This window comes from Sorangiineae bacterium MSr12523 (genome assembly GCA_037157775.1).
GTDB lineage: Bacteria > Myxococcota_A > Polyangia > Polyangiales > Polyangiaceae > Pendulispora > Pendulispora brunnea.
In genome coordinates, this window is record CP089982.1 from 4,040,450 (window position 1) to 4,055,026 (window position 14,577).

Genomic DNA, 14,577 nt, shown 5'->3' on the forward strand with positions numbered 1-14,577 from the left:
GATGACTTGCTGTTTGGTGGGAACTGATCGTACGTTCAGTCTAACCCCGGATGGCTGCTGTTGCACGTCTTTATGCCGTTCTTGCCGAGATTGGCTCGAAAGCCCAGTTTCTGGCGGTGCTGCCGGCGAATGGGCCGGCAGGGAGGGGGCTCGATTGGGCGCGGTTCGAAAAGCTGCTGCCCGATGAAGGGCTGCCGCGGGATGCGGTGGTCGAAGTGGCTTCGGCGCGCGCGCTCGGTGGTGGAACCGGCGTGGCCATTCGGGCGGTGCGGACGGCGCTGGCCAAGGATGCCGCTGCGTTTGCGGCGTGGGTCGATCCGTATGGGGCGCTGTATGGGCCGGGGGTGGCGCGGGCAGGGGTCGATCTGCGGCGCCTCCTCGTCGTGAGGCCGTCGCATCAAGACGTGGGAAGGGCGGCCGTCAAAGTGGTGGGCTCCGGCGCGTTCGAGGTCGTCGTCATCGACATGGCGTCGCTCGAGGACGTGCCGCCGCAAGCACAGACGGCGCAAAAGGCTCGACGCGGGCGACGGCCGCTTCCGCCCGAGGTCATGGTTCGAAAGCTCGCCCTGCTGGCCGAAAAGCGAGGGACCACCGTCCTTCTCTTGAGCGACTCCACCCAGCCCCGCGAGCTGCCTTGGCCCGTGGCCCTTCGCCTCGAACTCGAGCAACGCCCCCACGAGCTCTCCGTCCGTGTCGCCAAAGATCGGCGCGGGCGCGTGACGACGACGCCCACCTGGATCCCGCTCGACGAAGCGGAAGACCTCGCGCCCCCGCGCACTGCCCGTCGAAATCGCCGCCGCCCGCGCGGTATGGGCGCCGCTTCCCCAACCGCGGTGCCGGACGCGCAGCCCGCCTCCACCTCGCCGGTGCCCAAGTACGAGCTTGCTGCTCACGTCGCGCAAACCTCCGAATCGAAAAATCGCTCGAAACGCTTCGTCGCCATCGCCTTCTCGCAATTGCGCATCGAGATTGCGCGCGCGAATGCCACCGATACCGCGGGCCCATTGGCCGTGGTGATCGCCCACCCGAACGGCAGCGTGCGGGACGAAGCGTCGCTGCTCGGAAATACGCGCATCGACGACGTCTCCGACGAAGCGCGGGCCCTGGGCATTCTTCCCGGGTTTACCGTAGCGGCGGCGCGCGCTCGGTCGCAGGCTCTCTCGGTGCGCGTCGTTTCGGCGGCCGCGGCGGAGCGCGCCCTCGCGCGCGTGGCGGAAATGGCGCTCGCCTTCGGAAGAAGCACCGCATTTTCCGCCGAGGAAAACATGGTCTTCGTCGACGTGACCGGCTGCGAGCACCTGCATGCTCGAGACGAGGACCCCTCGGGGGCGCGCATCTTGGCGTCGCGGCTTCAGGAGTGCATCCTCGAGCTCGGCCACGCTGCGCGCATCGCGGTGGCGCGTGGACCGCGCATGGCCGCGGCCTTCGTCCGGCGCGCTTCCTCCGCTTCCTCGAAGGAGCCCGTGCTCGACACGGACGATGAAGCCTTTGCACGGCTTCCCATCGACGCGTTGCCGCTGGATGCCGACACCCTCGATTGGCTGGCCAAACTCGGCCTCTCCACCATCGCCGACCTGCGCGCGCTGCCGCCTTCCGAGCTTGGCCCGCGTCTTCCGAGCTCCTGCGCCCGCGACATCATGGCGCTCCTGCGCGGCGAGGACGAAACACCCATCGTGCCGTACGAGCCTCCCGAAGAACCCGAGGAGTGCGCCGAGCTGGAATACGGCCTCGAAACGAACGAATCGCTTCTCTTCGTCGTCAAAGGACTCTGCGAGCGCTTGAGCGCGCGCCTCATGGGAAGAACGCGGTGCACCACGCACCTCGAGCTCGTTCTCCGACTCGATCGCGCGCTGCTTTCGGACGCGGACTCTCCGCGCGTGTCCTTGCCCATGCGCCTTGCCGCACCGATTCGGACGCCGGCCGAGTTGATGGCCGTCCTCCGCGCCAAGGTCGAATCGTACACGCTGGCCGCGCCCATCCTCGCCGTCACCTTGCGGGCGACCAAGCTCGTGCCCTACGAGTTTCACGCGCGGGACCTTTTCGTTCCCGAGGCGCGCGCGGAAGCCGAGCTCCCGCGGCTCGTTGCCGAGCTTTGCGCCGATCTCGGCGATGCCCGCGTCGGCATGTTCGAATTGGAAAATCGCTGGATACCGGAACAGCGTGCACCGAAACTCGTACCGTTCTCAGGATTTCCTCTCCTCGAAAGGCGCGATGCACGGCTCGTCACCCGCGCCATCGAGCCGGTGCGCATGCTCACGAAGCCCATTCCGTACACGGGCCCCGTGCCGCGGGACTCGTTTCTCGCGCGCAACGAAGCGCAGGAATGGTGGCGCGCGCCCAAGCTGCCGCCACCCGGATCGGGCCACGACGATCTCGCCATCTTCATCCCGGAGCTCGGCGCGGTGGCCTGGGTCGTGCGCGATCGCCAAACGAAGCGAATGCTCATTCGGGGGTACATCGAACATGCGTAAAGAAGGAACGCACCCGCCGATCGACCGACCCAAGTCCGGCTTCGTCGAGCTCTGGGCGCGAACCAATTTTTCCTTTCTCATGGGCGCCACGCCCCCGGCCCGCTTGATCCATCGCGCCTCCAAATTGGACTACGACGCCATCGGCATCACCGATCGCGATGGCCTCTATGGTTCGGTGCGCGCCCTCGAGGCGGCCCGCAACGAGGGCATGCGCACCATCGTGGGCTGCGAGCTCACCGTGGAAGAAGGCGACGACACCTTCTGCACCTTGGTCGTCCTCGTGGAAAACCATGTAGGGTACACCCATCTTTGCCGCATCCTGACTCGCAGCCACCATCTCCACCCGAAGGGAAAAGAGCCCGCGGTACGCCGTCATTCGCGATGGGGAGAGCCGCTCCCGAAAAACCTCTACGCGGGCCTCCCGTTTTCGGACATGGCCGACCACACCGAAGGACTCTGGGCGCTGGTCTCCCCCGATGCATCGCCGGAGCTCGCGGCGAAAATCAAAGAGACCTTCGGTGCCCGCGCCAGCATCGTCCTGCATCGCCATCTCGACGGTGAAGACCGGGCCCGCACCCGCGATGCGCGGGCCATGTCGCAGCGATTCGACATGCCGCTCGTGGCCAGCAACCGCGTTTGGTACTCCGAGCCTCGGGAAAAACCGCTCCTCGACGTCCTTCACTGCATCCGCGAAGGATGCACCCTCGACCAAGCCGGGCGCGATCTCCCGCGCGGTGCCGAGGCGTACCTCAAGTCGGAAGCCGCGATACGTCTCCTCTTCCAAGATGCGCCGGAGGCCATCGCCCGCACGCGCGACATCGCCGATGCGTGCACCTTCAACTTGGAGGACTTGGACTACCAATTTCCCATGGGCGCCTACGCGGCCTCGGGGGAAAGCAGCGACGAAACGCTCCGCCGCCTCACCTACGCGGGCGCGGAAGATTATTATCCAAAGGGGATACCGCCCGCCGTGCGGGAGCAAATCGAGAAAGAGCTCGCGATCATTCAGAAGATCAAAAAAGCTCCGTATTTTCTCAGTGTTCGCAGCATCGTCGAAATTGCACGGGAAAAGAACATTCTCTGCCAAGGCCGCGGCAGCGCAGCCAACAGCGCCGTTTGCTATTGCCTCGGCATCACCGCCGTCGACCCATCGCGCGCGAATCTGCTTTTCGAGCGGTTCATCTCCGAAGAGCGCAGCGAGCCTCCGGACATCGACGTCGACTTCGAGCACGAAAAACGCGAAGACGTCATTCAGGAGATCTATCGCATTTACGGACGCGATCGCGCGGCCATGGTGAGCGAGGTCATTTGCTATCGAGGCAAGTCCGCGCTGCGCGAAGTGGGAAAGGTGTTCGGCTTTTCCCTCGAGCAGGTGGACCGCCTCGCGGGTGTCGTTTCGTGGTGGGACAAAGTGAAGGAGGTGCGGGAGGCTCGATTGTCGGCTGCGGGCTTCGACCCGAACGACGAACGCGTCCGCTGGGCCATCCGATGCGCCACCGCCATTCAGGGATTCCCGAGGCATCTCTCGATTCACGTGGGCGGCTTCGTCTTGTCGGCGGAGTCGCTCGCGCACGTGGCGCCGGTGGAGCCTGCGACAATGCAGGATCGCACCATCATTCCGTGGGACAAAGACGATCTGGACATCCTTGGCTTCTTCAAAGTCGACGTGCTCGGCCTGGGCATGCTGACGGTGATTCGAAAAGCGCTGGAGCTCGTGCAAGACCGTGACGAGCGCGTTCGCGCCGACACGAACATCCTCCGCCTGGCGAAAATCCCGCCCGAAGATCCCGCCGTGTACGAAGCGCTATGCCATGCCGATACGGTGGGCGTCTTTCAAATCGAGAGCCGGGCGCAGATGTCCATGCTGCCGCGCCTCAAACCGAAAGAGTTCTACGATTTGGTGATCGAGGTCGCCATCGTGCGGCCGGGGCCCATTCAAGGCGGCATGGTTCATCCTTATTTGCGCCGCCGCAATGGCCAGGAAAAGGACGACATGCCGCACGAGGTTTTGCGCCCCATTTTGGAGCGCACCTTGGGCGTGCCGCTGTTTCAAGAGCAGGTCATGCAAATTGCCATCGTGGGCGCAGGCTACAGTGCGGACGATGCCGACAAACTCCGGCGCGACATGGCCGCGTGGCGGCGGAGCGGCCAATTGGAAAAACACGAGGAGCGCCTTGCGAAAGGGTTTGCGAAATGCGGCATTCCCAAGGACTTCGCCGAGCGATTGTACAAACAGATCCACGGATTCGGCGAATACGGATTTCCCGAGAGCCACGCGGCGAGTTTCGCGTTGCTCGTGTATGCGAGCTCGTGGCTCAAGGTGCATCATCCAGCACCGTTCGCGGCGGCGCTCATCAATAGCCAACCCATGGGCTTCTATTCGCCGGGCACCATCTTGCAAGATGCCCAGAGGCACGGCGTCGAGGTGCTTCCCATCGCCATCGATGTAAGCGATTGGGACTGCACCTTGCCATCGGAAAAAACGATTCGTGTCGGCCTTCGCATGGTGAAGGGCCTCGGCGAGGCGAGCGGCCGGCGCATCGTCGAAATGCGGCGGCAAAAGCCTTTCGAGAACGTGCACGATTTGGTGGCGCGGGCCCAATTGAATCAGCGGGAGCTCGAGGTGCTCGCCGAGTCGGGGGCGCTCGGGCCCCTCGTCGCGGGGCCTGCACGTGGCGGCGTTCGCGAGGCCATGTGGCAGGTGCGCGCGCCGCGCACGAATGGCCTTTTCGCAGGCCGAACGGGGAAACGCCAAACGCCGACTTTTGCGCCGCTCTCGCGCGGCGAGCAGCTCTCGCTGGACTACGGGCGAACGGGATTTTCCGCGACGGACCACCCCCTGGCGCTGCTCCGCCCCAAGCTCGCGCAACGCGAGGTCAAAAGCTCGCGCGAGCTGATGGACACTCCGCACGGACGCGCGGTGAAAACTGCAGGATACGTCATTTGCCGGCAGCGCCCTGGAACGGCCAGCGGCGTGGTGTTCATCACGATGGAAGATGAATTGGGATTCATCAACTTGCTGCTCTGGACCCGCGTTTTCGACGAGTACCGCCATATTGCCACGACGAGTCCGCTACTCTTGGTGCGGGGAAAACTCGAGCGGGAAGGGGAAGTCGTGTACGTGATTGCCGAACATATGGCCCCCCTCTCGCTGCCGCGAGGAAAAGACCCTATCAGTCATTCCCCCTTTCCCGGCAAAAGCCGTGACTTTCATTAGGGAGAGAACGATGCGTCACCATTCCATTCTTCCAATCCTCGCCTTTGCTGCCACAGCTTGCGGTTCGCCTTCTGCGCCGCCGGCCACGCAGCCCGCGGCCCACGCTGCAAGCACCTTTTCCGCCCCTGCGCCGGCCAAGCCGGCCAAGCGCCCCCTCGAAGAGCGCATCACTGAATTGCAGAAAGAGGCGCTTGCCTCGCACGCGGCCGTGGACTTCGTGCGGGCCATCACGCGAGAGGTGGGCGCGCGCCAAGCCGGATCGACCAACGACGCCAAGGCCGTCGCCTGGGCGGAGCAGCGGCTCACGGCGGAGGGCTTTACCAACGTGCATCGCGAGCGCGTCATGGTTTCGCATTGGGAGCGCGGGCCCGCGTCGGGGGCCGTCGTCTCGAAGGGCAAACGAACGCCGCTCGAGCTTCTCGCGCTCGGACGCAGCGGCAGCACGCCCCAGGGCGGGCTCGATGCGCAGGTCGTGCGCGTGGAGTCGCTGGAGGCGGCCAAGGCGCTCGGCCGCAAGGACCTCGCCGGCAAGGTGCTCTTCTTCGACGTTCCCACCGCTCGCGCAAGGGACGGCTCGGGCTATGGGCATTCGGCGGGCGCACGCTACGCCGGCTCGCAGGTGGCGGCCGAACGCGGCGCGGTGGCCATGGTGATTCGCTCCATTTCGCCCGATCCGGCCGTGCCGCACACGGGAACGACGGGCCAGGCGGAGTTTCCTTCCGTCGCTCTTTCCGGCACGAGTGCCGATGCCCTGCGTGACGCACTCGCCAAGGACCCCAAGGCGAAGGTGCACCTCGACGTGACCGCGCGCATGCTGCCCGACGTCGAATCGGCCAACGTCGTCGGTGAGATCCGCGGCAGCGAGCGCCCGGACGAAGTCGTCCTTTTGGGCGCGCACCTCGATTCGTGGGACGTGGGCGAGGGCGCCAGCGACGACGGCGCTGGCTGTGCCATCGTCGCCGAGGCCGCGAGGCTCACGGCGAAATACGCCCCGCGCCGCACCGTGCGCGTCGTGTTCTTCGCCTCCGAGGAAACGGGCGGCATACCCGGCGCGACGGCGTACCCGCTCGCGCACCAGGCGGAGCTGGAGAAAATCGTGGTCGCCATGGAGGCCGACGCCGGCGAAGGTCGCGCGTACGCCTTCCGTGCCGAAGTTCGGCCGGAGCACGTGCCTGCCGTCGCGCACATCGGCTCGTTCCTCGCGCCGCTCGGCACGGAATACGATTCTCATGCCGCGGGGGCGGGGACAGACGTCGCGCCGCTCCGCGACAAAGGCGTTCCCGTGTTTCAGCTTCGCCAGGACATGACGAAGTACTTCGATATCCACCACACGAGGAACGACGTTTTCGAGCACATCGACCAAGAGGCGCTCACGCAGGCCACGGCCGCCTATGCCGTTACGGCGTACGCCACCGCGGAGCTGGACGAAACCTTGGGTCGCGCTCCCGAAGGACCCAAGGCACACTGGTGAGCGCCATGCGCTCGCTCGCCGCCTCGCTCTCGTTCGCGCTGCTTGCATCCTGCACGCATTCGTCGGCGACGCCCCCGACTCCCCTAGCTACACAGGGCGGCGAGGGCGTACGGTCCTCCCTCGACGAGCGCATTGCGAGGCTGAGGGACGATGCGCTTGCCTCGCACACGGCGGTGAATTTCATTCGCGACCTCACGCGCGACGTGGGGGCGCGGCCTGCGGGCTCGCCGAACGATGCGAAGGCGGTTGCCTGGGCAGAAAAAAGGCTCGTCGCCGAGGGCTTCGCCTCGGTGCACCGCGAGATCGTCACGGTCAAACATTGGGAGCGCGGCCCCGCGGCGGGGGCCATCCTTGCGGCCAAAGGAAGGAAGCTTCCACTCGAGCTGCTGGCGCTTGGCGGCAGCGCGGCCACGCCGGCGGGCGGGCTCGATGCGGAGGTCGTGCGCGCCTCGTCGCTCGCAGAGGCCGAGGCCCTCGGGCCAAATGCCCTCGCCGGCAAGGTGCTCTTCCTCGACGTTCCCACAGCGCGCGAACGCGATGGCTCCGGCTATGGCCGCTCGTGGTCGTCGCGCGTTCTCGGATCGCAGGTGGCAGCCGACCGCGGCGCGGCGGCCCTCATCGTGCGATCGCTCGCCACCGATCCAAGCCATCCGCACACGGGCAACACCCATAGCCGCACCTTGCCGTCGGTGGCCGTATCCGGAACGAGTGCGGACCTTTTGCGCGACACCTTGAAGCAGGATCCGAAGGCGAAGGTCCACCTCGAGGTGGCCGCACGGACCTTGCCCGACGCGGAATCGGCCAACGTGGTCGGCGAAATCCGGGGGCACGAACGCCCCGACGAAGTCGTCCTGCTGGCGGCGCATCTCGACTCGTGGGACGTCGGGGAAGGGGCCACCGACGACGCTGCGGGCTGCGCCATCGTCACCCAGGCCGCGCGCCTGCTCGCCAAATATGCACCCCGTCGCACCGTGCGCGTCGTCTTGTTCGCCGCAGAGGAAATCGGCGTCATGGGTGGCACCGCCTACGCGCGCACCCACGCCAACGAGGTCGAGCACATCGTGCTCGCCATGGAGGCCGACGCCGGCGAAGGTCGCGCCCTCGGTTTCCGCGCCCGTGTCCCGCCCGCCCGGGCCGTGCCCATCGCGCGCATCGCCTCGTTCCTCGCGCCCCTCGGCGTCGAAGCGTGGCCCGGCGATCCCGACGAGGTTGGCGCAGACATCCAGCCGCTGCACGAAAAAGGCGTCCCCGTCATTCGCGTGCACCAAGACATGAACGCGTACTTCGACGTGCACCACGCCAAGAGCGACGTCTTCGCGCACATCGACCCGGCCTCGCTCCCGCAGGTCGTCGCGGCCTACGCCATCACCGCGTACGCGGCCGCGGAACTGGACGCTCCGCCGCGCCGCTAGAGGCGCGCCTTGTACTTCTCGCCCCAGTCGCGCATCCCCACGAGAATCGGCTCCACGCTGCGACCGAACGGCGTGAGCTCGTACTCGACGCGTGGAGGGATCTCGGGAAACACCGTGCGCTTCACCAAGCCGTCTTCCTCGAGCTCGCGAAGCTGCAACGTGAGCATCCGCTGCGTGCAGTTCGGAAGGTGACGCCGCAGCTCCCCGAAGCGCTTCTTTCCCTTGAGCAAGTGGAAGAGCACCACGCCCTTCCAGCGCCCGCCGATGACGCTCAACGTGGCCTCCACAGCGCAGCCCGTGGTGCGGTCGTCGCCGCGCGTCTTCCGGCGGCCGCCCTCATTGGTATCATTTTGGGTAGTACCGACCAAACTTGTACGTACTTGCACAATGTATCTATAGCCCCGAAATTCGCGCTATGAAAGCCTACGAACTTCAGCCCAAAGAAGGATTCGACGCCCTCACACTCGTGGAGCTGGCGGAGCGCAAAAGCCGTGTGCTCGCCCCGAACGACATCCGCGTTCGCGTTCGCGCCGTTTCCCTCAACTACCGCGATCTCGTGATTGCGCGCTCCGCGGCGCAGCGGAGCGAACCCATCGTCCCCACCTCCGACGGCGCCGGCGAGGTCCTCGAGGTCGGAAGCGCCGTCTCCCGGTGGAAGAAGGGCGATCGCGTCGCGGCGAACTTCTTCCCCACGTGGATCGATGGCGAATTTTCCGGCGAGCATCACCCCAAGGCGCTCGGCGGCGGCCAAGACGGCATGCTCGCCGAAGAGGTGGTGCTCCACGAATCCGCGTGGGTTCGCATCCCCGAGCATCTCTCGTTCGAGGAGGCCTCCACCTTGCCGTGCGCAGGCGTCACGGCCTTCAATGCGCTCTTCCGCGCGGCGAGCCTGCAGGCCGGCGACACCGTGCTCGTTCAAGGCACGGGCGGCGTCTCCATCTTCGCGTTGCAGTTGGCCAAGGCTGCCGGCGCGCGCGTGATCCTCACGTCATCGAGCGCCGACAAACGCGAGCGCGCGAAGCAGCTCGGGGCCGACCATGTCCTCGACTACAAGGCGAACCCGAAGTGGGGCGAGGCGGCCCTCGCATGGACGCAAGGCCGCGGCGTGGACATCGCCGTGGAAGTCGGCGGTCCGGGCACCTTCGATCAATCGGTGGCCGCCCTTCGTTACGGCGGCACCATGAGCCTTCTCGGCGTGCTTACGGGCACCAAGGGCGAGGTGAACACGTACGCCCTCTTCCACAAGACCGCGCGCGTCGCCGGCGTCTACGTCGGCTCCGTGGCCATGTTCGACGCCTTCAACCGCGCCCTGTCCGCTTCCTCGATCAAGCCGATCATCGACCGCACCTACGCGTTCGACCAAGCCCGGCAGGCGTACGAGCACCTCGCCAGCGGGCAGCACTTCGGCAAAGTCGTGATTCGACTCTGAAATTTCCGGCTGAAATTTCCACGGTGGCTGGCGCGAAGAATCAGGGAAATGAACACGTTCAGCCACCAGCCCTACCGCGACCAGTACGCCTCCAACGACAAGATTGCCGTCCTTCTTGCCCACGGTGGAACGTTCGTTGCGTGGCTGCTCGCTCCGCTTCTCGTTTACCTGATCAAGAAAGGCGACTCGAAGTACGTCGAGTTTCACGCCCTGCAGTCGCTCCTTTGGTCGCTCACCGGCACCGCCGTCAGCGTCGTCACGTGCGGGCTTGCCATCCCGGTCTTCATGGTCTTCCACGGCATCGCAGTGTGGAGGACCTTGCAAGGCGTCGAGTACGAGTACCCGCTCGTGGGCGAGTTCTCGCGCAAGCTCGTTTACGGCTCCTGATCGCGAAACAGGTGTGCGCGCGCGTGAATCAGCTTCGTCGTATCGACTTGAAGCGCCACCAGCATCGAGAAAAGCTTCCGATACGTCGCGTGGTTCGCGGCCAACTCGGGTAGCGCCTGCGCGAGCGCGCGCGCCGCAGTGTCGTGGACGACCTTTTTGCCCATGTCGAGCGCCTCGAGGCGCCCCGTCTCGTGAGCCTCGGAGTCCATGCGCGTGATGATTTGCAAATATTCACTCAAGATGTGGGCGGTGATCGCGAAAGGAATGGTCACCGCCTCGCGGAGCTCGCCCTCGTCGTCGAGGAATTCGAGCTCCGCGGCGTCCGGGCTCACCTTCGCAAGAACGAAGTAGCCGGTGTACTTCGGTGCCAGCTGACCATCCTGCACGAGATCCTCGATGGTCGCGCGCCATTCGGCGCGCCGCAGGGCGGTGGCCTGGTTCCAGAGCTCTTCGTCGACGCGGATCTCGCGGATGGTCATGGTCGTCCTTTTTCTGATGCTCGCTACTTGCGGCTGGCCAGCGCCAAACGGATCCCGAGCGCGACGAAGACGGCGCCGGTCACGCGATCCATGATGCGCGAAAGGCCCGAGCTTGGGTCGAACAGCCGCCGCGCCGAGCCCGAGAGCCATCCTACGACGGCATTCACCAGGGTGCCGGAGATGCAGAACATGGCGCCTAAGATGACGAACTGCGCGGCGATGTGGCCGCGCGCCGGGTCGACGAACTGAGGAACGAAGGCCAGAAAGAAGATGGCCACTTTGGGGTTCAGCACATTGGTGACGACACCTCGGCCGAACGTGCGCGAAAGCTCGACCTCAGCGTCCGCGGTCTCCGAAAGGGCGACGGTTGCAGCGTTCGCACGCGTGGCCAGCAGCGCCTTCAGGCCCATGTACACGAGGTAGGCGGCGCCGAGGTATTTCACCACGGCGAAGGCATGGGCCGACGAAACGATCAGCGCCGAGAGCCCCACCGCGGCCAGTGCCGTATGGACCAGGCCTCCGACACCAATGCCCAAGGCAGCCACGATCCCGTTGCGCCGTCCGCCTTTCACACCGCACGCGAGCACGTAGAGCATGTCCGGTCCAGGTGTGACGTTCAGCGCGAGCCCAGTGAGGATGAAAAGTACGAAAAGGCGCGGTTCGACCATGATGTCTTTCTCATCTGTAGCAAAATCTTCTTAAAATCTTTCCAAGACCGTCTTGCGAGGGCCCGCGTCACATCGAAAGGTAAATGAAGATGCCTTTCCGCGACGACCTGTCCGCCCTGGAGACACGCCGCGCAACGCTCGAGCGTGAACTCTCGGAGATTCGAGAACGAAAGCGCGAGCTTACGGGGCTCGAGGAACGCGAGAAGCAACTCGAACGGCAGCTTCAAGAGGCGCGCGCCGTTCTGGCCGACATGCCCGGCGCCTCGCCCCCGGTGCCAAGTTTGCTCGACAACGTTCGCGTGGCGAGTCCATGCGATGCACCGTGGGATGAGATGGAGGGGAACGGGCGCGTTCGTTTCTGCCTGCGATGCGAGAGGAACGTCTACAACCTCTCGGCGATGCCGCGCGAAGAGGCCGAAGAGCTTTTGCGCTCGCGCGGGGATCTCTGCATCCGGCTCTATCGCCGCGAGGATGAAACGATCCTCACCTCGGATTGTCCGGTCGGCCTGCAGATGCGGCGCTCGCAACGGCGCCGGCTCGCGTTGGTGGCGCTGGGTGGTGGCCTGCTGGCCACGGGGGCGGGAGCCTTTGCCGCCGCCGAGAGCCAGGGCGAGATGCAACTGCCCCTCGAGCCCATTCCGGAGACGCAGGTGCTGCAAGGGGGCATGCTGCCGCCGCCAACGTTTACGCTCACGGACGATCCGAATGCCGACGAGGTCGCGCCGACCCACCCCAATGGGAAAGGTTCGGGTCGCCCGCCGATTCTCATGGGCCGCCCGCGTCCGCATACGGGCAAGTGACGGCGCAAGTGACGGGCTGACAGCGCGGGTCATGTTGGGCTAGTGCTCTAGCTCGACGGAATGCCCGAATTGCCGGACGTCGAGATGGCGAGGCGCGATCTTCAGCGATGGCTCGCCGGCGCGGAAATCCGCAGTGCACGCGTGCTCGACGCCTACATTGCTCGCGGTACCTCGCGCGCCGCCTTTGCCCGGACCTTGCCGGGGCAGGCCGTGCAGAAGGTGACCCGTCGCGGCAAATGGCTGCGCATCGAGCTCCGAGACGGGGCACGGGTCTTTTCGCACCTCGGCATGACCGGCAGCTGGATCCGCCTCGACGCGGAGGCCGCGGCCCCGCGCTGGGAGCGCGCCCGGTTCGAAATCGAGCGGCGCGGCCGCTCGGCCGTCGTCAGCTACGTCGATTCGCGGCGCTTCGGGCGCCTCGTCCTCGCCCAGGACGACATCGCCGAATGGAGCGAGCTTGGCCCCGATCCGCTGGCCGGCGGGCTCGAACCGGCGCACCTCGGCCCCGCGCTGGCTCGCCGGCGCCGCGCCATCAAAGACGTGCTCATGGACCAGACCGTCCTGGCCGGGATTGGCAACATCCTGGCGACGGAGGCCTTGTGGATGGCCCGCATCGATCCACGCGCCGGGAGCGACACCCTCGGGCCCGCCCACATCCGCGCGCTGGGCCGCAGCCTCCGCGCCGCGCTCGATCAGGAATTGGGCGACCGCATGCGCGGCAACCCCGACGTCTTCTCGGTGTACGGGCGCGAGGGCGAACCTTGCCCGCGCTGCAAAACGGCGCTCGTGCGCATCGTGCAGGCGGGCCGCAGCACGACCTTCTGCAGCCAATGCCAGGGGCGTCGCTAGCGCATGAAGAAGAGGGAAGGGGCGTTGCGGGAGGAGGACGTCGTCGAGGCACGCCGCGAGGTGCCCTCGGTGCGCTGCGAGCGCGGGGACGGCGAAGCAGGGACCGCGCGTTGCGGCGGCTCCGGCGCGGTCACCACGTCCATTTTTTCCGAGGCTTCCACCACGTCGCCCGGCGCGGTCGACTCGGCATGCGCCGTCGCCGGAGGGCTCGGCTCGGCGGGCAGCTCGAGGCGCAGCGGTTCGGCGTTGGCCGGCGTGGAGGGCTCCATGGGCGCGCGCCCGAAGAACGCGGCCAGGGCCATCGCGGCGGCGACCAACGCCACCGAGAGCGCCGCGCGCCGGCGATCCCACTTGCGCTCCATGTGGGCGATGCGCGTCGCCAGCGGCGTGAGCGCGTCCGAATCGAGAGGCCGGTTGGCGATGGCGCGCGCGAAGGCATCGGCCATCGCCCGCGCGGAAGAGAAGCGGCGCGCCGGATCGGTCGCGAAGGCGATGCGAAACCAAGCATCGACGGTCTGCGGCAGGTCCGGGCGCACGCGGGTGGGGAGCTCGAAGGTTCCTCGCGTGGCCGCGAGGAAAATCGCCGTGGGCGTATCGCCGGGAAACGGCATGCGCCCGAGGAGCGACTCGTACGCGAGCACCGCCAGCGCCCATAGGTCGCAGCGGCGGTCGACGCCCTTGGGGTTCACGAACTGCTCGGGGCTCATGAAGAACGGCGTTCCCAGCACCTCGCCATCTTCGGTGGTGCGCCTCGGCGCGGTGTCGCCACGCACGTCCTTCGCGACGCCGAAGTCGAGCACCTTCACCACGCGTTCAGGCCCCTGCAAGAAGACGTTCTCCGGTTTGATGTCGCGGTGCACGATGCCCAGCTCGTGCGCCTTTTCGAGCACGCTCGCCACCGTGAGGACCACGGACACGACATCCTCGGGCTCCAGAGGCCCATGCCGCTCGAGATACCGTTCGAGGTCTTCTCCCTCGAGGTACTCCATCACGATGTACGGCATGCCGCCTTCGAGCGACGAGCACCCGAAGTCGAGGATCTGCACCACGTTGGGGTGGTGAATCTGCGCGGCCGCACGCGCCTCGCGCGTGAAGCGCTCTTCGGCCGCCGTGGGTGCGGTCTGACTGAGGTACGTCGACCGTGACATGAACTTCACGGCAACGGGCATCTCCAGTGCGAGGTGCCGTCCGAGCCACACGCTCCCCATGCCGCCCTCGGCGAGACGTCGCACGAGCTGCACGTTGTGCGTGACCAACGCGTCTGGTCGAAGGTCCATGGTGTGGGCAGCCGAAGAGCAACCCACGTGCCTTTATTCCCCTCGACGGAATCGACCGCTTCACCGTCGTTTTTGCGACGGTGCCGTTCACGATTGCGGTGGCACCCGCGTGCCAAA

General features: G+C 66.3%; 12 protein-coding genes. 8 read left to right on the forward strand and 4 right to left on the reverse strand.

Annotated elements, in window-relative coordinates; all coding sequences use genetic code 11:
* The first annotated feature begins 50 nt into the window (after positions 1-50).
* The 4 genes from LZC95_16295 to LZC95_16310 are packed head-to-tail and all read left to right on the forward strand — an operon-like array spanning position 51 to position 8,571.
* On the forward strand, positions 51-2,471 hold the full coding sequence (locus LZC95_16295) for a hypothetical protein (GenBank protein WXA98385.1): 2,421 nt from the start codon (positions 51-53) through the stop codon (positions 2,469-2,471).
* Entirely contained in the window at positions 2,464-5,688 is a 3,225-nt protein-coding gene (locus tag LZC95_16300; GenBank protein ID WXA98386.1) for an error-prone DNA polymerase, read from the forward strand. The genes LZC95_16295 and LZC95_16300 overlap by 8 nt, the downstream gene beginning before the upstream one ends.
* A gap of 10 nt (positions 5,689-5,698) precedes the next feature.
* Complete coding sequence (locus tag LZC95_16305) at positions 5,699-7,159, forward strand: M28 family peptidase (GenBank protein WXA98387.1); 1,461 nt, start codon at positions 5,699-5,701, stop codon at positions 7,157-7,159.
* A 5-nt stretch (positions 7,160-7,164) separates the two neighbouring features.
* A complete protein-coding gene (locus tag LZC95_16310; GenBank protein WXA98388.1) occupies positions 7,165-8,571 on the forward strand; it encodes a M28 family peptidase in 1,407 nt (468 codons plus the stop codon).
* Here LZC95_16310 and LZC95_16315 read toward each other — a convergent pair.
* Positions 8,568-8,858 (reverse strand): helix-turn-helix transcriptional regulator, encoded by a 291-nt coding sequence (locus LZC95_16315; GenBank protein ID WXB00343.1) that lies wholly within the window; start codon positions 8,856-8,858, stop codon positions 8,568-8,570. The genes LZC95_16310 and LZC95_16315 overlap by 4 nt on opposite strands.
* Positions 8,859-8,986: 128 nt before the next feature.
* On the opposite strand from LZC95_16315, the gene LZC95_16320 reads away from it, so the two are divergent.
* Both LZC95_16320 and LZC95_16325 read left to right on the forward strand, forming a co-directional pair.
* Positions 8,987-10,000: an NAD(P)-dependent alcohol dehydrogenase gene (locus LZC95_16320; protein ID WXA98389.1), complete on the forward strand. Its 1,014-nt coding sequence runs from the start codon at positions 8,987-8,989 to the stop codon at positions 9,998-10,000.
* A 48-nt stretch (positions 10,001-10,048) separates the two neighbouring features.
* Positions 10,049-10,387, forward strand: coding sequence for a DUF4870 domain-containing protein (locus tag LZC95_16325; protein WXA98390.1), 339 nt, complete (start codon positions 10,049-10,051; stop codon positions 10,385-10,387).
* Here the strand turns inward: LZC95_16325 and LZC95_16330 are convergent.
* Positions 10,375-10,866 carry a UPF0262 family protein gene (locus LZC95_16330; protein WXA98391.1) on the reverse strand — a complete coding sequence of 164 codons (492 nt, stop codon included), beginning with the start codon at positions 10,864-10,866 and terminating at the stop codon, positions 10,375-10,377. The two genes, LZC95_16325 and LZC95_16330, sit on opposite strands and share 13 nt — an antisense overlap.
* Positions 10,867-10,889: 23 nt before the next feature.
* A complete protein-coding gene (locus tag LZC95_16335; protein ID WXA98392.1) occupies positions 10,890-11,534 on the reverse strand; it encodes a LysE family translocator in 645 nt (214 codons plus the stop codon).
* 83 nt (positions 11,535-11,617) lie between these two features.
* Here LZC95_16335 and LZC95_16340 point away from each other — a divergent pair, with 83 nt between their 5' ends.
* Positions 11,618-12,334 carry a hypothetical protein gene (locus tag LZC95_16340; protein ID WXA98393.1) on the forward strand — a complete coding sequence of 239 codons (717 nt, stop codon included), beginning with the start codon at positions 11,618-11,620 and terminating at the stop codon, positions 12,332-12,334.
* Positions 12,335-12,394: 60 nt separating this feature from the next.
* Positions 12,395-13,183: a bifunctional DNA-formamidopyrimidine glycosylase/DNA-(apurinic or apyrimidinic site) lyase gene (locus tag LZC95_16345; GenBank protein WXA98394.1), complete on the forward strand. Its 789-nt coding sequence runs from the start codon at positions 12,395-12,397 to the stop codon at positions 13,181-13,183.
* On the opposite strand, the gene LZC95_16350 is transcribed toward LZC95_16345, so the two are convergent.
* Entirely contained in the window at positions 13,180-14,460 is a 1,281-nt protein-coding gene (locus LZC95_16350; protein ID WXA98395.1) for a serine/threonine protein kinase, read from the reverse strand. The two genes, LZC95_16345 and LZC95_16350, sit on opposite strands and share 4 nt — an antisense overlap.
* Between the last annotated feature and the right edge of the window lie 117 nt (positions 14,461-14,577).